The organism is Micromonospora sp. WMMD987 (genome assembly GCF_029581435.1).
In the GTDB taxonomy this organism is placed as follows: Bacteria; Actinomycetota; Actinomycetes; order Mycobacteriales; family Micromonosporaceae; genus Micromonospora; species Micromonospora rifamycinica.
Map to the genome: position 1 here is coordinate 6,561,251 of NZ_CP120861.1, position 17,236 is coordinate 6,578,486.

General features: G+C 72.4%; 15 protein-coding genes. 4 read left to right on the top strand and 11 right to left on the bottom strand.

Features of this window, described 5'->3' with window-relative positions; all coding sequences use genetic code 11:
- Positions 1-92 precede the first annotated feature (92 nt).
- From O7612_RS28005 to disA, 3 genes are all read left to right on the top strand, one after another.
- Positions 93-926, top strand: a complete 834-nt coding sequence (locus O7612_RS28005) for a hypothetical protein (RefSeq protein WP_282268830.1) — start codon at positions 93-95, stop codon at positions 924-926.
- Between the two features lie 89 nt (positions 927-1,015).
- Positions 1,016-2,467, top strand: a complete 1,452-nt coding sequence (gene radA, locus O7612_RS28010; protein ID WP_282268832.1) for a DNA repair protein RadA — start codon at positions 1,016-1,018, stop codon at positions 2,465-2,467.
- 142 nt (positions 2,468-2,609) lie between these two features.
- Positions 2,610-3,791 carry a DNA integrity scanning diadenylate cyclase DisA gene (gene disA / locus O7612_RS28015; RefSeq protein ID WP_067302160.1) on the top strand — a complete coding sequence of 394 codons (1,182 nt, stop codon included), beginning with the start codon at positions 2,610-2,612 and terminating at the stop codon, positions 3,789-3,791.
- Between the two features lie 35 nt (positions 3,792-3,826).
- Here disA and O7612_RS28020 read toward each other — a convergent pair whose 3' ends face one another.
- The 3 genes from O7612_RS28020 to O7612_RS28030 all read right to left on the bottom strand — a co-directional run bounded on the left by O7612_RS28020 (position 3,827) and on the right by O7612_RS28030 (position 6,012).
- Positions 3,827-4,546, bottom strand: a complete 720-nt coding sequence (locus O7612_RS28020) for a hypothetical protein (RefSeq protein ID WP_282268836.1) — start codon at positions 4,544-4,546, stop codon at positions 3,827-3,829.
- A 274-nt stretch (positions 4,547-4,820) separates the two neighbouring features.
- Positions 4,821-5,384, bottom strand: coding sequence for a peptide deformylase (locus O7612_RS28025; protein WP_282268838.1), 564 nt, complete (start codon positions 5,382-5,384; stop codon positions 4,821-4,823).
- 115 nt (positions 5,385-5,499) lie between these two features.
- Positions 5,500-6,012, bottom strand: a complete 513-nt coding sequence (locus O7612_RS28030) for an ACT domain-containing protein (protein WP_282268840.1) — start codon at positions 6,010-6,012, stop codon at positions 5,500-5,502.
- A gap of 96 nt (positions 6,013-6,108) precedes the next feature.
- Here O7612_RS28030 and O7612_RS28035 point away from each other — a divergent pair, with 96 nt between their 5' ends.
- The gene (locus O7612_RS28035) at positions 6,109-7,014 is read left to right on the top strand and encodes an A/G-specific adenine glycosylase (RefSeq protein ID WP_282268841.1); all 906 of its coding nucleotides are present in this window, start codon (positions 6,109-6,111) and stop codon (positions 7,012-7,014) included.
- A 168-nt stretch (positions 7,015-7,182) separates the two neighbouring features.
- Here O7612_RS28035 and O7612_RS28040 read toward each other — a convergent pair whose 3' ends face one another.
- The 8 genes from O7612_RS28040 to panD form a co-directional block, all read right to left on the bottom strand.
- Entirely contained in the window at positions 7,183-9,708 is a 2,526-nt protein-coding gene (locus O7612_RS28040; protein ID WP_067302176.1) for an ATP-dependent Clp protease ATP-binding subunit, read from the bottom strand.
- A gap of 394 nt (positions 9,709-10,102) precedes the next feature.
- Complete coding sequence (locus O7612_RS28045; protein ID WP_168222573.1) at positions 10,103-10,447, bottom strand: Lsr2 family protein; 345 nt, start codon at positions 10,445-10,447, stop codon at positions 10,103-10,105.
- Between the two features lie 111 nt (positions 10,448-10,558).
- Positions 10,559-12,067, bottom strand: a complete 1,509-nt coding sequence (gene lysS / locus O7612_RS28050) for a lysine--tRNA ligase (protein WP_282268845.1) — start codon at positions 12,065-12,067, stop codon at positions 10,559-10,561.
- A 151-nt stretch (positions 12,068-12,218) separates the two neighbouring features.
- Positions 12,219-12,977, bottom strand: a complete 759-nt coding sequence (locus tag O7612_RS28055; RefSeq protein ID WP_067302186.1) for a type III pantothenate kinase — start codon at positions 12,975-12,977, stop codon at positions 12,219-12,221.
- A gap of 41 nt (positions 12,978-13,018) precedes the next feature.
- Positions 13,019-13,915 carry a carboxylating nicotinate-nucleotide diphosphorylase gene (gene nadC / locus O7612_RS28060; RefSeq protein WP_282268846.1) on the bottom strand — a complete coding sequence of 299 codons (897 nt, stop codon included), beginning with the start codon at positions 13,913-13,915 and terminating at the stop codon, positions 13,019-13,021.
- A gap of 113 nt (positions 13,916-14,028) precedes the next feature.
- A complete protein-coding gene (locus O7612_RS28065; protein ID WP_282268847.1) occupies positions 14,029-15,726 on the bottom strand; it encodes an L-aspartate oxidase in 1,698 nt (565 codons plus the stop codon).
- A gap of 73 nt (positions 15,727-15,799) precedes the next feature.
- Positions 15,800-16,684: a septum formation family protein gene (locus tag O7612_RS28070; protein WP_282268849.1), complete on the bottom strand. Its 885-nt coding sequence runs from the start codon at positions 16,682-16,684 to the stop codon at positions 15,800-15,802.
- A gap of 118 nt (positions 16,685-16,802) precedes the next feature.
- On the bottom strand, positions 16,803-17,228 hold the full coding sequence (gene panD / locus O7612_RS28075) for an aspartate 1-decarboxylase (protein WP_282268851.1): 426 nt from the start codon (positions 17,226-17,228) through the stop codon (positions 16,803-16,805).
- Positions 17,229-17,236: the final 8 nt, after the last annotated feature.

The window sequence follows — 17,236 nt, forward strand, 5'->3', positions numbered from 1 at the left end:
AACTACCCTGGAGCGCGGTCTGCGCGGGTATGACCACCCCGTGCCCGGGGGATGATCCGCACCGGGTGGGGATCGTGACGAGGAGGACCGACGTGACGCGCTCGATCAGGGGTTCCCGGCGGGCCGCCCTGCTGTTGTCCGGCCTGGCGGCGACCGCCCTGCTGGCGACGGGCTGCGGGGCTGGCCAGGTGTCCGAGACCGCCAACAAGCAGCCGTCGGTCCAGGGTGTCAACGTCCAGACGCCGGACAACGCGTACAAGGTGCGCGGCCTCTACGTCGAGTACCCCGGGGAGGACGGCTTCGCCGCCGGTGGGAACGCCGCGATCAACACGGTGATCTACAACGACACCCGGGATCCGGTCACCGTCACCGTCACCACCGACAGCGCCCGGCAGATCCTGCTCACCGGTACGACCGGTCCGTCGACCTCCGCGTCACCGTCGGAGAGCGGGAGCGCCTCCCCGTCGGGCAGCGCGTCCCCGTCGGAAGGAGCCTCCCCGTCGGGTAGCGCCTCGCCGTCCGAGGGCGCTTCGCCGTCCGGCAGCGCCTCGCCGTCCGAGGGCGCTTCGCCGTCCGGCAGCGCGTCGCCGTCCGAGGGCGCTTCCCCGTCGGGCAGCGCGTCGCCGTCCGAGGGTGCTTCGCCGTCCGCACCGGCCGGCGAGCCGGCCCGGATCGAGATCCCGGCGCTCGGCTTCGTCCTGCTCAACGTGCAGAGCGGGCGACACCTCCAGCTCGTCGGGTTGAACGAGGAACTGCGCAGCGGCCAGCAGGTCGACCTGACCTTCGACTTCGGTGGCGGTCGTACCGTCAGCACCCCGGTCCCGGTCGGCGTGCCGCTGAGCCCGGGCGCCCCGGCCTCCCCGATCGTGCACCGCGAGGGCGGCGAGGAGAGCGGCCAGGAGGGCACCTCCGGCCACGGCGGCTGAACCGACGGCATCCTGTGCACCGACACCGTCGGCGTGGTGACCACCACGCCGACGGTGTTTTCGTCACCGGTGGGGGTTAGCGTCCTGGGGTGACCACCTCCCGATCCACGCCCGCCCGCGGCGCGTCCGGCGTCTCCCGGGGCCGGGCCGCCCGTGAGCCCCGTCCCGCCTACGAGTGCGACGCCTGCGGCCACCAGCCACCCAAGTGGGTGGGGCGCTGCCCGGAGTGCGGCGAGTGGGGTTCCGTGGTCGAGTCCACGGTCACCGGGCCGGTCGTCTCCGGCCGGGTGGTCAGCTCCCGGATGCCGGCCGAGCCGGCCCGGCCGATCGCCACCATCAGCGCCGCGCCGGCCCGGGCCCGACCCACCGGGGTCAGCGAACTCGACCGGGTCCTCGGCGGCGGGCTGGTCCCCGGCGCGGTGGTCCTGCTGGCCGGGGAGCCGGGCGTGGGCAAGTCGACCCTGCTGCTCGACGTGGCACAGCAGTGGGCGGCCACCGCCGGCAGCCCGTCGCTGGTGGTCAGCGGCGAGGAGTCGGTCAGCCAGGTCCGGCTGCGCGCCGAACGGATGGGCGCCCTGCACGAGCAGCTCTGGCTGGCCGCCGAGAGCGACCTGAGCGCCGTGCTGGGCCACCTCGACGCGGTCAAGCCGGGCCTGCTGGTCCTCGACTCGGTGCAGACCATCTCCACCACCGGCACCGAGGGGGTGCAGGGTGGGGTGACCCAGGTCCGGGCCGTCACCGCCGCCCTGGTCGCGGTCGCCAAGGAACGCGGCATCGCCACCGTGCTGGTCGGCCACGTCACCAAGGACGGCCAGGTGGCCGGTCCCCGGGTGCTGGAGCACCTGGTCGACGTGGTGCTGCACTTCGAGGGCGACAAGCACTCCTCGCTACGGATGGTGCGGGGGGTCAAGAACCGGTTCGGCGCGGCCGACGAGGTGGGTTGCTTCGAGATGCACGAGGGGGGCATCACCAGCCTGGCCGACCCCTCCGGGCTCTTCCTCACCCGCTACTCCGAGCCGGTGCCGGGCACCTGCGTCACGGTGGCGATGGAGGGGCGGCGGGCGTTGCTGACCGAGGTGCAGGCGCTGATCGGGGCGACGGTGGCCGGCTCGCCCCGGCGTACCGTGTCCGGGCTCGACGGTGCCCGGCTGGCCATGGTGCTGGCGGTGCTCCAGCGCCGCACGGAGCGGCTCACCCTGCACGACCGGGAGGTCTTCGCGGCCACCGTCGGCGGGATCCGGGTGGTCGAGCCGGCCGCCGACCTCGCGGTCGCCCTGGCGGTCGCCTCCGGCGGACTCAACCTGGCCATCGCGCCGCACCTGGTGGCGATCGGCGAGGTCGGGCTGACCGGTGAGGTACGCCGGGTCGGCGCGGTCCCCCGCCGGCTGGCCGAGGCGGCCCGGCTCGGCTTCCGGATGGCCCTGGTGCCACCCGGCTGCGGTCCCGACAGCACCGGTGCCGGCCCGGACAGGATGCAGGTGACCGAGGTCACGGACGTGCGATCCGCGCTCCAGGCGGTCGCCCGCGCCTCCGCGGAGTGAATCCGGGTGGCGGAGGCCACGGACCGATCGGGCCATACCGAACAAAGTCCGTCATGGCCGGCGGGTAGGAGTAATCCGACGCCGCGACACATCACAGTAACCACGGGAGCACCCACCGCAGGGCAGTCCGTAGACTGTGCACGTGCCGACCGACCGCGACGCCGCCAAGCCTGCCGGCGCGACGCCCCACACCCGCGCCGCAGCCGTGGGCTCGCCCGCCCGTCCGATCAGTGTGAGCGTGACCGGAGCGACCGGCAGCGCCGGTGACCCGCTGCGGGCCAATCTCGCCCTGATGGCACCAGGCACCGCGCTACGCGACGGGCTCGAACGCATCCTGCGCGGTCGTACGGGTGCGCTGATCGTCCTCGGCTACGACAAGGTCGTGGACGGGATCTGCACCGGCGGCTTCCCGATGGACGTCGAGTTCTCCGCCACCCGGGTCCGGGAGCTGTGCAAGATGGACGGCGCGGTGGTGCTCTCCAGCGACGGCACCCGGATCGTCCAGGCCGGCGTGCACCTGATGCCCGACCCCTCCATCCCCACCGAGGAGTCCGGCACCCGGCACCGCACCGCCGAGCGGGTGGCCCGGCAGACCGGCTATCCGGTCATCTCGGTCAGCCAGTCGATGCGGATCATCAGCCTCTACGTCAACGGGCAGCGACACGTGCTGGACGATTCGGCGGCGATCCTCTCCCGGGCCAACCAGGCCCTGGCCACGCTGGAGCGCTACAAGCTCCGCCTCGACGAGGTCTCCGGCACCCTCTCCGCGCTGGAGATCGAGGACCTGGTCACCGTCCGGGACGCGGTCGCGGTGGTGCAGCGGCTGGAGATGGTCCGCCGGATCGCCGACGAGATCGCCGGTTACGTGGTCGAGCTGGGCACCGACGGTCGGCTGCTCGCCCTCCAGCTCGACGAGTTGATGGCCGGCGTCGATGCCGACCGTACCCTGGTCATCCGGGACTACCTGCCCACCGGCCGCAAGTCGCGCACCCTCGACGAGGCCCTGGTCGAGCTGGACCTGCTCGGCGCGACCGAGCTGATCGACCTGGTCGCGGTCGCCAAGGCCATCGGCTACCCGGCCGCCTCCGACGCGCTCGACGCGGCGGTCAGCCCGCGCGGGTTCCGGCTGCTGGCCAAGGTGCCCCGGCTGCCGGCGGCGATCGTCGACCGGCTGGTGCTGCACTTCGGCAGCCTCCAGCGGCTGCTCGGCGCCACCGTGGAGGATCTCCAGGCCGTCGAGGGGGTCGGGGACGCGCGGGCCCGGGGCGTCCGGGAAGGGCTCTCCCGGCTGGCCGAGGCATCCATCCTGGAACGCTACGTCTGACCGGGACGGGTCGGCCCGAGCGGGACGGGATCAGCTCAGCCGACGACGACCAGCTTGACCGGCTCGCTCAGCTTGGTGCCCACCCGGGCGAAGACCTGGTAGTTGCCGGCCGGCGGCTGCGGACCCGAGGCGACACCCTGGCTGCACCGGCTGGCATCCATACCGTTCCAGGTGAGCTGGTAGGAGCGTTCGAAGCCGGGGGTGAAGGACTGCACGTCGGAGCCCTTGCCGGTGCCGCAGGTGTCCGACGACCAGACCTTCTCCGCGCCGGACTTGATGAACAGCTCCTGCACGTCGGCACCGACGTCCCGGCTGCAGGTCCGCCCGGACTTGTTCCGGATCTTGAGGCTGAGGTCGACCGGGGCACCCCGCCGGACCTCGGCCGGGAGCGCCACCGGGGTCACCGCGATCTCGCTGTCGGTGCAGGTGCCGTCGTCCACCCGGGCCGGGTTGACCGGCGCGGCGGGCGGATCGGCCGGCGGCGTGGTGCTCGTACCCGACTCGGCGCCCGGCCCGGCCGACGAGGCCGGCGCGTCGGACGGACCCGACGGCGACGCGGACCCGGAGGCTGTCGGTGACGGGCTACCCGCCGCGGGAGCCGACGACGAGGCACCGGCACCCGGTGTGGTGCTGGTGTCCCCCGACCGGGTGCACGAGTAGAGCAGGACAATCAAGAAGAGAAGCCCCGCTCCGAGTACGACGGCGCGACGCCGCCAGTACACGGCGGATGGCAGGGGACCGACCGTCAGACGCATGATGCCCCCACCGTAGCGGCGCGACGCACGAGGACCGACCACGACTCGCCGGATGTGGACCGTCGGGCCGGAAACGACACTCCACAGACGACGGTCGACCGGAACCCGGCCCGGTCGGCCCGCCACCGCCCACCGCGACGCGGACCCGGCGCAGCCGCCGCACCGCGCCCCCGCCGGCCGTCCGTCCCCGCCGCACCGCGCCCCCGCCAGCCGTCCGTCCCGGCCGGACCGGGCCGCCCCCGCGCCTCGGGCGTCACCGTCGGGGCCGGGTCGTTCACAGGTAGACCTTGCGCTGGTACACCGCGTGCGCACCGGCCACCCGGTCGAGGAAGAGCAGCCCGGCGCAGTGGTCGATCTCGTGTTGCAGGGCACGGGCCTCGAAACCGTCGGTGACCAGCCGGACCGGCGCACCGCTACCGGGCAGCGCCCCCTCGACCACCAGCCGGCTGGCCCGCTTCACGTCGCCGGTCAGGTCGGGCACCGACATGCAGCCCTCCCGGCCCGGCTTCCACCGGCTCGCCTCCACCACCCGGGCGTTGCAGAGCACGAACGTGCCGTGCACCGTCACCGCCTTCGGATGGCCGGTCACGTCCACCGCGAACACCTGCGCACCCACCCCCACCTGCGGTGCCGCCAGACCCACACACCCGGGCGAGACCCGCATGGTGGCGACCAGGTCGGCGGCGAGCCGGACGGTCTCCTCGGCCGTCGGATCCACCTCCGGCCCCGGCCGGCTCAACACCGGCTCCGGGGCACAGACCACCGGGCGCACCTCCCCCGGCACGCCCAGCGCCGCCGGGGTCCAGCCGCCGAGCCCCACGGACGGCACCCCGCTCACGGATTTCCCCCCGTCCGCGACTGCGGGGCTCGCAAGACCGGCTCACTCCTCGCGCTCCGCAAGTCACCCCTGGCTCGCGACTGCGGGGCTCGCAAGACCGGCTCACTCCTCGCACTCACAGCAGCTCCGGGTCCGCGGGGCGCAGGGACACCCCGACGCCCAGGTCGGTGGCGACCTCGGAGAGCCGGCCGGTCAGCTCGGCGGCGCTGCCGGAAGGCAGGTCCACCTCGGCCACCACCACGTAGAGCGCGCCGGCCAACCGGGTGCTCAGGTCCGTCACGTTGCCGCCGGCCTCGGCGATCACCCGGGTCATCGCCGCCACGATGCCCATCCGGTCCGCGCCGTGCACCGCCAGCACGTACGGCTCACCCGTCGGGGCCGAGGTGCCGTCCGGGGTGACCGCGCGTACGGTGGCCAGCAGTTGACCGTCGGCGGCCAGCGGCGTCAGGGCGGCCTCGACCTCGGCGGCGGCCGGCCCCACGCAGATCAACGTCATGGCGAAGTGACCGCGCAGCCGGGTCATGGTGGAGTCGGTGAGGTTCGCGCCGAGCCCGGCGAGCACCTCGGCGACGTCGGCCACGATGCCGGGCCGGTCCCGGCCGATGACGGTGATCGCGAGCTCGCTCATCCGGGCATTCTGCCCGATCCACCCGTCGGCCCGGCGACGCCCCGCCCGGCCCGCCCACCCAGCGGGAAGTCGCCGCGTGACATCATCGTCGACGCGATGACTGAACAGACCTTCACCACCCTGGTCAGCCGGTGGTACGTGCAGAACGCCCGTGACCTGCCCTGGCGGGTGCCGGGGATCGGGGCCTGGCCGATCCTGGTCAGCGAGGTCATGCTCCAGCAGACCCCGGTGGTGCGGGTCCTGCCCGCCTGGCACGCCTGGCTCGCCCGCTGGCCCGACCCCGCCGCCCTCGCCGCCGACACCCAGGCCGAGGCGATCAGGATGTGGGGCCGGCTGGGCTACCCCCGGCGGGCGGTACGGCTGCGCGACTGCGCGGTGGCGATCGTGGAACGGCACGGCGGGCAGGTGCCCGACCAGTTGGAGCAGCTGCTGGCGCTGCCCGGGGTCGGGACGTACACGGCACGGGCGGTCGCCGCGTTCGCGTACGGTCAGCGGCACCCGGTGGTCGACACGAACGTCCGGCGGGTCGTCTCCCGGGCCGTCGCCGGGGAACCGGACGCCGGGCCGGCCACCACCCCGGCCGACCTGGTCGCCTGCGCGGAACTGCTACCCACCGAGCCGAGTGCCGCCGCGCTGGCCAGCGCCGCCTTCATGGAACTCGGCGCGATCGTCTGCACCGCCCGTTCCCCGCGCTGTCCGGCCTGCCCGGTCGAGTCGGTCTGCGCCTGGCGGGCCTCCGGTCAGGTCGCTCCGGCCGGCCCGACCCGCAAGACCCAGCGGTACGCCGGCACTGACCGTCAGGTGCGGGGGCTGCTGCTCGGGGTGCTCCGGGACACCACCGGCCCGGTGCCGCACCAGCGGCTCGACCAGGTGTGGCACGACGACGTGCAGCGGGCGCGGGCGCTGGCCGGGCTGGTGAAGGACGGTCTGGTCGAACCGGTCGGCGAGGAGAACTTCCGGCTCGTCGGCGACGGTCCCGCCGTTCAGCCGCTCCCCGGCTGATCCGCAGGCACCGGCGGCGGGTGCCGTTGACGCGATCGGGCGTGCCCGCCGGACCACCGGCGCGACCGACCACCGGCTCGGCACGGTCCGCACGGCACACGGCATAAACGAACGGGCGACGGCCCGGTGGCTCGCGCCACCGGGCCGTCGCCCGGTGCTCTGTCCTGCCTACTCGCCTGCGGCGGCGGTGCCACCCAGGTCGGCGGGAACCGCGTCCGGCACCGCGGCCGGGCGGTCGGAGCCGTGGAAGACCAGCTTCGACTTGTCGATGTCCTCCGGGTCTCCCTCGCAGTCCACCACCACGATCTGACCCGGGGTCAGATCGTTGAACAGGATCCGCTCGGAGAGGTTGTCCTCGATGTCGCGCTGGATCGTCCGACGCAGCGGACGGGCGCCCAGCACCGGGTCGAAGCCCTTCTTGGACAGGTACTTCTTGGCGTTCTCGGTCAGCTCCAGACCCATGTCCTTGTTGCGGAGCTGGCCCTCGATCCGCTGGATCATGATGTCCACGATCGAGAGGATCTCGTTCTGGCGGAGCTGGTGGAAGACGATGGTGTCGTCGATCCGGTTCAGGAACTCGGGCCGGAAGTGCTGCTTCAGCTCGTCGTTGACCTTCTGCTTCATCCGGTCGTAGGTGGACTCGGAGTCCTCCGACTGCTGGAAGCCCAGCGACACCGCCTTGGCCACGTCCCGGGTACCCAGGTTGGTGGTCAGGATGATGACCGTGTTCTTGAAGTCCACGATCCGGCCCTGACCGTCGGTCAACCGGCCGTCCTCCAGGATCTGGAGCAGGGTGTTGAACACGTCCGGGTGGGCCTTCTCGATCTCGTCGAAGAGCACCACCGAGAACGGACGACGACGGACCTTCTCGGTCAGCTGCCCGCCCTCGTCGTAACCGACGTAGCCGGGAGGGGCACCGACCAGGCGGGACACCGTGTACCGGTCGTGGAACTCGGACATGTCCAGCTGGATCAGCGCGTCCTCGCTGCCGAACAGGAACTCGGCGAGCGCCTTGGACAGCTCGGTCTTACCGACACCGGACGGGCCGGCGAAGATGAACGAGCCGGACGGCCGCTTCGGGTCCTTCAGGCCGGCCCGGGTACGCCGGATCGCCTTCGAGACCGCCTTGACCGCGTCCTCCTGGCCGATGACGCGCTTGTGCAGCTCGTCTTCCATCCGAAGCAGCCGGGAGGTCTCCTCCTCGGTCAGCTTGTAGACCGGGATACCGGTCCAGTTGCCGAGCACCTCGGCGATCTGCTCGTCGTCGACCTCGCTGACGACGTCCAGGTCACCGGCCTTCCACTCCTTCTCCCGCTGCGCCTTCTGCCCGAGGAGCTGCTTCTCCTTGTCCCGGAGCTGGGCGGCCCGCTCGAAGTCCTGCGCGTCGATCGCGGACTCCTTGTCCCGGCGCACCTGGGCGATCCGCTCGTCGAAGTCGCGCAGGTCCGGCGGCGCGGTCATCCGGCGGATACGCATCCGTGCCCCGGCCTCGTCGATCAGGTCGATCGCCTTGTCCGGCAGGAACCGGTCGGAGATGTACCGGTCGGCCAGGGTTGCGGCTGCCACCAGGGCCGCATCCGTGATCGAGACCCGGTGGTGGGCCTCGTAGCGGTCCCGCAGGCCCTTGAGGATCTCGATGGTGTGCGCCAGCGACGGCTCACCCACCTGGATCGGCTGGAACCGGCGCTCCAGCGCGGCGTCCTTCTCCAGGTGCTTGCGGTACTCGTCGAGGGTGGTCGCGCCGATGGTCTGCAACTCGCCCCGGGCCAGCATCGGCTTGAGGATGCTCGCCGCGTCGATCGCGCCCTCGGCGGCGCCCGCGCCGACCAGGGTGTGGATCTCGTCGATGAACAGGATGATGTCGCCCCGGGTGCGGATCTCCTTGAGCACCTTCTTGAGGCGCTCCTCGAAGTCACCCCGGTAGCGGGAGCCGGCGACCAGGGCACCGAGGTCGAGGGTGTAGAGCTGCTTGTCCTTCAGCGTCTCGGGCACCTCGCCCTTGATGATCTTCTGGGACAGGCCCTCCACCACGGCGGTCTTGCCGACACCGGGCTCACCGATCAGGACCGGGTTGTTCTTGGTGCGGCGGGACAGCACCTGCATGACCCGCTCGATCTCCTTCTCCCGCCCGATGACCGGGTCGAGCTTGCCCTCGCGGGCAGCCTGGGTCAGGTTACGACCGAACTGGTCCAGCACGAGGCTGGTCGACGGAGCGGCCTCACCCGGCGCGGTGCCGGCGGCGGCCGGTTCCTTGCCCTGGTAGCCGGAGAGGAGCTGGATCACCTGCTGGCGGACCCGGTTGAGGTCGGCGCCCAGCTTCACCAGCACCTGGGCGGCGACGCCCTCGCCCTCGCGGATCAGCCCGAGCAGGATGTGCTCCGTGCCGATGTAGTTGTGGCCGAGCTGTAGCGCCTCGCGCAGGGACAGCTCCAGCACCTTCTTGGCCCGCGGCGTGAACGGGATGTGCCCGCTCGGCGCCTGCTGGCCCTGGCCGATGATCTCCTCGACCTGCTGACGGACGCCCTCCAGGGAGATGCCGAGGCTCTCCAGGGCCTTGGCGGCGACGCCCTCACCCTCGTGGATCAGGCCCAGCAGGATGTGCTCCGTACCGATGTAGTTGTGGTTGAGCATCCGGGCCTCTTCTTGGGCCAGGACGACAACCCGTCGCGCTCGGTCGGTGAACCGCTCGAACATGCCCTCGTGCTCCTCACGTGCCGTGCGCCTCGACTGCGAGATCTCGGCGGGGCCGGTGCGCGGACGTCCGGGACGGGCGTCCGCACCTCCTTACTCTATCGCCGCTGACCGACTCCGCTGAGGTCGTGTCTCCTCGTACCGGGCCGTTCCGACGTCGTTTTGACCAACCATCCGCGCTCAGGAGGTGTTCCGGCACCCCAGCCTGTACGCGCAGAGCGAAATTCACCCGGGGCGCAGACCGTCCTCCGGACCCCCCGCGGGTCGTCCACAGGCTGTGGACGACCTCTCCACCGGCTGTGGACGACGCCTCCGGAGCGGGAGACCTTCCCGTCCGGAGACGGCGACGCCGGCCCGGAGGGATGCTCCGGTCCGGCGTCGGTTCGCCGCTGACGACTCAGCGGGTCGCGTGGTACTCGTCGACGATCTCCTGCGGGATGCGCCCCCGGTCGGAGATGTCCTTGCCGTTCTTCTTGGCCCAGGACCGGATCGCCTTGTTCTGCTCGCGGTCGGCGGTCGCCCCGCCCCGGCCCCGGGCGGCCCGGCCGCCCACGACCACGCCGCCCCGGCCGACCCGGGTGCCGGCGGCCACGTAGGGCGCGAAAACGTCCCGCAATTTGTCGGCGTTGGAGTTCGACAGGTCGATCTCGTACTGAACGCCGTCGAGCGCGAACTTGACGGTCTCGTCCGCGTCCCCGCCGTCCAGGTCATCGACCAGCTTGTGAATGATCTGCTTGGCCACGTCCCACATTCCTTTCGAGCAGGGTGCTCCTGCAATAGGAGCACGATAACCCGCCCGATGCTTGCCACGTCAATAGGATGCCGTAACGACCCGGCAAAGGTCCCCCGACGGCTACTCGGCGCGGACCAAGGGGAAGAGGATGGTTTCCCGAATTCCCAGGCCGGTCAGCGCCATCAGGAGCCGGTCGATTCCCATTCCCATACCCCCGGCCGGCGGCATTCCGTACTCCATCGCCCGGAGAAAGTCCTCGTCCAGCCGCATGGCCTCGTCGTCCCCCCGGGCGGCGAGCTGCGCCTGGGCCACCAGCCGCTCGCGCTGCACCACCGGGTCCACCAGCTCGGAGTACGCGGTGCCCAGCTCGAAACCGAGCACGTAGAGGTCCCACTTCTCGGCCAGGCCCGGCTCGCTGCGGTGGGCGCGGGTCAGCGGGCTGGTCTCCTCCGGGTAGTCGCGCACGAAGGTCGGCGCCTGGAGGCCCGGCACCACCAGTTCCTCGAACAGTTCCTCGGCCAGCTTGCCCGGACCCCACTTCGGGTCGACCGCGAGCCCCACCTTGTCGGCGTACTCCACCAGGCGCTTCCGGTCGGTGCGGACGGTGACCTCCTCGCCGAGCGCCTCGGAAAGCACCCCGAAGAGAGTGACCGAGCGCCACTCGCCGCCCAGGTCGAACTCCCGGCCGTCGGCATGGGTCACCGTGGTCGAGCCGCTGACCGCCACCGCCGCCTGCTGCACCAGATTACGGGTCAGCGTGGCCATGGTGTCGTAGTCGCCGTACGCCTGGTAGGTCTCCAGCATCGCGAACTCCGGCGAGTGCGACGAGTCGACTCCCTCATTGCGGAAGTTGCGGTTGATCTCGAACACCCGATCGACCCCGCCGACCACGGCGCGCTTGAGAAACAGTTCAGGCGCGATTCGAAGATACAGATCCGTACCCAGTGCATTGCTGTGGGTCACGAATGGGCGGGCCGCCGCCCCGCCGTGCAGCAACTGGAGCATCGGCGTCTCGACCTCGATGAATCCCTGGCCGTGCAACGAATCACGCAGGCTGCGTACCGCCGCGGCCCGGGTCCGGACCATCTGCCGGGCCTGCGGACGGACGATCAGGTCCACGTAACGCTGCCGGACCCTCGCCTCCTCGCTCAGTGGCTTGTGCGCCACCGGCAACGGCCGCAGCGCCTTGGCGGTCACCGCCCACTCGTCGGCGAGCACGGACAGCTCGCCCCGCCGGCTGGTGATCACCTCGCCGGTGACACCCACGTGGTCACCCAGGTCGACCAGGCGCTTCCAGTCGTCGAGCCGCTGCACGCCCACCCGGTCCAGGGAGAGCATCGCCTGGAGTTCGGTGCCGTCGCCGTCGCGCAGGGTCGCGAAACAGAGCTTGCCGGTGTTCCGTACGAAGATCACCCGCCCGGTGACCGCGACCCGGTCCCCCGTCGCGGTGTCGATGGGCAGGTCGGCGTACCGCTCGCGGACCTCGATCAGGGTGGTGGTCCGGGGGAAGCCGACGGGGTACGGCTCGACGCCCTCGGCGAGCATCCGGTCCCGCTTCTCCCGGCGGACCTTCATCTGCTCGGGAAGGTCGTCGGCGGGATCCACTGGCACGGCGCTCTGCTCGGTCACGGCACGCTTCCTCGGCTAAGGGAGTTTTCGGCGGGGTCAGCCCATGAGCGTACTCACGCACCCGGCCGGCCGTTACGGGATAACCCGCCCACCGTGGTCCAGCACACCCCGGCCCGGGCCGACCGGCATCCGGGGCGGCCCGGGCGGCCGCTCAGGTGTTGCGCTCGTAGACCATCCGGAGGCCGATCAGGGTGATCATCGGCTCGTGGTGGGTGATGGTCCGGCACTCACCGATCACCACCGAGGCCAGTCCACCGGTGGCGATCACCGCCCGCACCTCGCCCAGTTCCTCGGTCATCCGCTCGACGATCCGGTCGACCTGCCCGGCGAAGCCGAAGTAGAGGCCCGACTGGAGGCACTCCACGGTGTTCTTGCCGATCACCGAGCGCGGCTTGTTCGCCTCCACCTTGCGCAACTGGGCGGCGCGGGCCGCCAACGCGTCGAAGGAGATCTCGATGCCCGGCGCGAACGCCCCGCCGAGGAACTCCCCCCGGCCGCTGATCACGTCGAAGTTGGTGGTGGTGCCGAAGTCCACCACGATCGACGGCCCGCCGTAGAGGGTGTACGCGGCCAGCGTGTTGACCACCCGGTCCGCGCCGACCTCCTTCGGGTTGTCGATCGCCAGCTGCACGCCGGTGCGGACCCCCGGCTCGACGACCACGCTCGGCAGGTCGGCGTAGTAGCGGGCCAGCATGGTCCGCAGCGAGCGCAGCGCCGCCGGCACCGTCGAGCAGGCGGCCACCCCGGTGATCTCCACCGCGTCGCCGGCCAGCAGCCCCCGGAACATCAGACCCAGCTCGTCCGCGGTCGATCGGGCGTCGGTCTTGATCCGCCACGAGTGCACCAGCTTGTCGCCGTCGAAGGTCGCCAGCACGGTGTTGGTGTTTCCGATGTCGATGCAGAGCAGCACGCTCGCAGCCTAGACGCCGACCCGCCCGGTCGACGTTCCGCTCACCGCTCGCGCAGGTCCAGGGCGATGTCCAGGATCGGCGACGAGTGGGTCAGCGCGCCCACCGAGAGGTAGTCCACCCCGGTCGCCCCGTACTCGGCGGCCACCTCCAGGGTCAGCCCGCCGGTCGCCTCCAGCTCGGCCCGGTCGCCGACCGCCGCGACCACCTCGCGCAGGGTCGCCGGGGACATGTTGTCCAGCAGCAGGAAGTCGGCTCCGGCCTCGACCGCCTCCACCGCCTCGGCCGGGGTGTCCACCTCCACCTGCACCGGCACCTCGGGGAAGCTCTGCCGGACCCGCCGGAAGGCCGCCCCGACGCCCCCGGCGGCCAGCTTGTGGTTGTCCTTGATCATCGCGACGTCGTACAGGCCCATCCGTTTGTTGGTGCCGCCGCCGGCCCGGACCGCGTACTTCTCCAGCATCCGCAGGCCGGGTGTGGTCTTGCGGGTGTCCAGCACGGTCGCCTTGGTGCCGGCCAGGGCGTCCGCCCAGGCCCGGGTGTGGGTGGCCACCCCGGACATCCGGGAGAGCAGGTTCAGCGCGGTGCGCTCGGCGGTGAGCAGCAACCGGGTCGGGCCGGTCACCGTGGCCAGCACCTCGCCGCGGGCCACCCGCGCGCCGTCGCGGGCCACCACCGACACCTCGACGGTACGCTCCGCGGCGGTCACCGCACCGACCAGCTCGAAGACCGCCGCGGCCACCGCCAGCCCGGCCACCACCCCGTCGGCCCGCGCCACCAGATCGGCGGTGTCGGTCTGCCCGGCCCCGATGGTGGCGACGCTGGTGACGTCGAGGAAGTCCGCCCCGAGGTCCTCGGTCAGCGCGTCGACGATCACCCGCCGTACCCGCTCCGGGTCCAGCCCACCGGCCGTCAGCGCCTGCCGCGTCGATTCCCGCACTGTGATCCTCTCTTTCGCCACTGCGGGGCTCGCAAACCCGGCTCACTCCTCGGGCTCACCATCCCCCTCTATTCGCCACTGCGGGGCTCGCAAACCCGGCCCGCTCCGGGTGGTCAGGGCAGGGCCTCCCACCGTTCGGTCAGTTCGCCCCGGGCACCGACGGCCGCGACGAGATGGCCGCGCCACCGCTCGTCGGCGGTCGGGAAGTCCTCCCGCCAGTGACAGCCCCGGGTCTCCTGCCGGGCGTACGCGGCGGCGACCAGGGTCGACGCCACGGTGACCAGGTTCGTCGCCTCCCAGCCGGCGGTACCCGGCCGGCCCTGGCCCTGGCCCAGCTCGGTCAGGGTGGCGGCGGTCGCGGCCAGGGTCGACGCCGACCGCAGCACCCCCGCGCCCCGGGTCATCGCCCGTTGCAGCGCCGGCACCCCCTCGGCGGGCAGCACCCCGCCCCCGCCGCCCACCCAGGCGCCGGTCTCGGCCGGCTGCGCCTGCTCGGGCAGCCCGCCCGCGATGTCCTCGGCGATCCGGCGGGAGAAGACCAGCCCCTCCAGCAGCGAGTTGCTGGCCAGCCGGTTCGCGCCGTGCACGCCCGTGCAGGCGACCTCGCCGCAGGCGTACAGGCCGGGGATGGAGGTCCGGCCGCGCAGGTCGGTGCGGACGCCGCCGGACGCGTAGTGGGCGGCCGGGGCGACCGGGATCAGGTCGGTCGCCGGGTCGACGCCGATGGCCAGGCAGGACGCGACGATGGTCGGGAACCGTCCGGCCAGGAAGTCGCCGCCGAGGTGCCGGGCGTCGAGAAACACGTGGTCCGCGCCGGTGGCCAGCAGCACCCGGTGGATGCCCTTGGCCACCACGTCGCGGGGGGCCAGCTCGGCCAACTCGTGCTGGCCGAGCATGAACCGCTTGCCGTCGGCGTCGACCAGGTGGGCGCCCTCGCCGCGCAGCGCCTCCGAGACCAGCGGTTGCTGGGCCAGGCCCGCGCCCGGCACCCGGGCCTGCTCCGGCACGATGAGCGCGGTCGGATGGAACTGGACGAACTCGACGTCGGTGACCGCCGCGCCGGCCCGCATCGCCAACGCCACACCGTCCCCGGTGGAGACCGCCGGGTTGGTGGTGGCCGAGAAGACCTGCCCCATCCCGCCGGTGGCCAGCACCACCGCACGGGCCAGCAGCGCGCCGACCCCGTCCTCGCTGCCCTCGCCCAGCACGTGCAGGGTGATGCCGCAGGCCCGGCCGGGCGAGTCCGGGCCGTCACCGGGGGCGCGCAGCAGATCCAGCACCAGGGCGTGCTCGACCAGCCGGATCCACGGATCCCGGCGGACCGCCGCGTGCAGGGCCCGCTGCACCTCCGCGCCGGTGGCGTCACCACCCGCGTGCACGATCCGGTCGGCCCGGTGCCCGCCCTCCCGGGTGAGCATCAGCGAACCGTCGGGGTTGCGGTCGAACTCCGCGCCGATGCGCATCAGCTCCCGCAGCCGCAGCGGCCCCTCCTCCACCAGCAGCCGGACGGCCGCCGGATCGCAGAGCCCGACCCCGGCGACCTCGGTGTCCCGGGCGTGCGCGGCGGGCGAGTCGGCCGGATCGAGCACGGCGGCGATCCCGCCCTGCGCCCAGCGGGTCGAACCGTCGTCGATGTTGACCTTGGTGACCACGGTGACGTGCAGGCCCGCCTCGCGCAGGTGCAGTGCGGCGGTCAGCCCGGCCACCCCGGAGCCGACCACGATCACGTCGGTGGTCTCCACCCAACCGGGCGCGGGAGCAGCCAGCAGGCTGGGCAGGGCCGGCAACTCGACGGTCGACGGAAGTTCCATACCCACAGTCAACCCGAACGATTCTCACCACGGGCGGCGGGGGCGGGACGAGTGGTTTCGGCTACCCCCTCCGCTACTTCGTCCGCACCGGCAGGGCGGCCGGTCCGCGCCCCTTCAGCGAGGCGGTCACCGTCCGGTCGCTCAGCCACAGGTAGCAGCGGACGCCCCGGTCACCGACCCGCCACCGGCCCGGACCGGGGGGACGCACCACCACACCGCTGCGGAACCGCAGGTCGGCGTCGTCCGGCACCCCCACGTAGCGGCCCAGCACGGTACGGCAGCCGGCATACAGCGGCAGCCAGTCGCCGTCCTTCACCGGGTACGGCCGGTCGGGGGCCTTCCAGACGCCCACGAACTCCGCCTCGTGCACGGCCGAACACGCCACCGGCACCAGCACCTGCACCCCGGCGCCCCGGCCGCTCTTCGCCCGCTGGCAGCCCAACCGCAGCGGGGACGGCCCCTTCAACGCGTCCCGCAGACTGCCCGTACGGGTGACCACGGTGGCCGCCGCCTCGACCGTGTTCACCTCGCTCAGGTCGCACCGGAACCAGCGTGCCCCGGCCGCCCAGCCGGGCGTCGTCGGCAACGCCACCGCCAACCGCAGCCGACCCGCCCGCCAGTCGTCGCCCAGGTACCCGGCGGCCCGGGTGTCGCACTCGGCGAACGCCCCCCGCAACTCGGGCGAACCGGAGGCCGGGGCGGTGGCCCGTTCCCCCGGCAAAACGCCCACGTGCACCGTCTCCACCCGGTGCGGCACCGTGCAGTCCACCGGCGCGTACGCCGCCAGCGCGACCGTGTCGGTGAAGTCGGCGACCTGGCACACCCCCGCCCCGGGGGTGAACGGCCCGGCCGTCGGCAGGGCCGCCCAGTCGTCGGTGAGATCGCCGTCGAGGCCACCCGGGGCACCACAGGCCGCCAGGACCGCTCCCGCCGCCACGGCGGCGACCACGAGCGTCATCGCTCGGCGGACCCTCATCGCACGGCGCAACGCGGCCTCCCCCAGCCGACGACCGTCAATCCGACGGTCAGCCCAGGGTAACCAAAAATGACCTTCCGGTAACAGACCGGAATTCTGGTCAGCCGACGACCGCGAGCGGACTCGGCACCGGGTCGCCGGCCGTCCCGACGGCCGCCGCAGCCGGATCGCCGCCCAGCTCAACCACCCTGTTATCGGCGTCCACGTGGACCACCCGGGGCCGGTACGTCCGGGCCTCCACGTCGTCCATCTGACCGTACGAGATCAGGATCACCAGATCCCGGGGGTGCACCAGATGCGCCGCCGCGCCGTTGATGCCGATCACGCCGCTGCCCCGCTCCCCCGGGATCACGTACGTCTCCAGCCGGGCCCCGTTGGTCACGTCCACGATCGCCACCTGCTCGCCCGGGAGAAGGTCGGCGGCGTCGAGCAGATCCTGGTCCACCGTCACCGAACCGACATAGTGCAGATCGGCCTGGGTCACCGTCGCCCGGTGGATCTTCGACTTGAGCATGGTCCGGAACATCGGCGTGC

Bases quoted from the DNA above. Each gene is read 5' to 3' on its own strand.
- O7612_RS28020 (WP_282268836.1), bottom strand. From the start codon at position 4,546: ATGCGTCTGACGGTCGGTCCCCTGCCATCCGCCGTGTACTGGCGGCGT.
- O7612_RS28030 (WP_282268840.1), bottom strand. From the start codon at position 6,012: ATGAGCGAGCTCGCGATCACCGTCATCGGCCGGGACCGGCCCGGCATC.
- O7612_RS28035 (WP_282268841.1), top strand. From the start codon at position 6,109: ATGACTGAACAGACCTTCACCACCCTGGTCAGCCGGTGGTACGTGCAG.
- O7612_RS28040 (WP_067302176.1), bottom strand. From the start codon at position 9,708: ATGTTCGAGCGGTTCACCGACCGAGCGCGACGGGTTGTCGTCCTGGCC.
- O7612_RS28065 (WP_282268847.1), bottom strand. From the start codon at position 15,726: ATGGAACTTCCGTCGACCGTCGAGTTGCCGGCCCTGCCCAGCCTGCTG.
- O7612_RS28070 (WP_282268849.1), bottom strand. From the start codon at position 16,684: ATGACGCTCGTGGTCGCCGCCGTGGCGGCGGGAGCGGTCCTGGCGGCC.
- panD (WP_282268851.1), bottom strand. From the start codon at position 17,228: ATGTTCCGGACCATGCTCAAGTCGAAGATCCACCGGGCGACGGTGACC.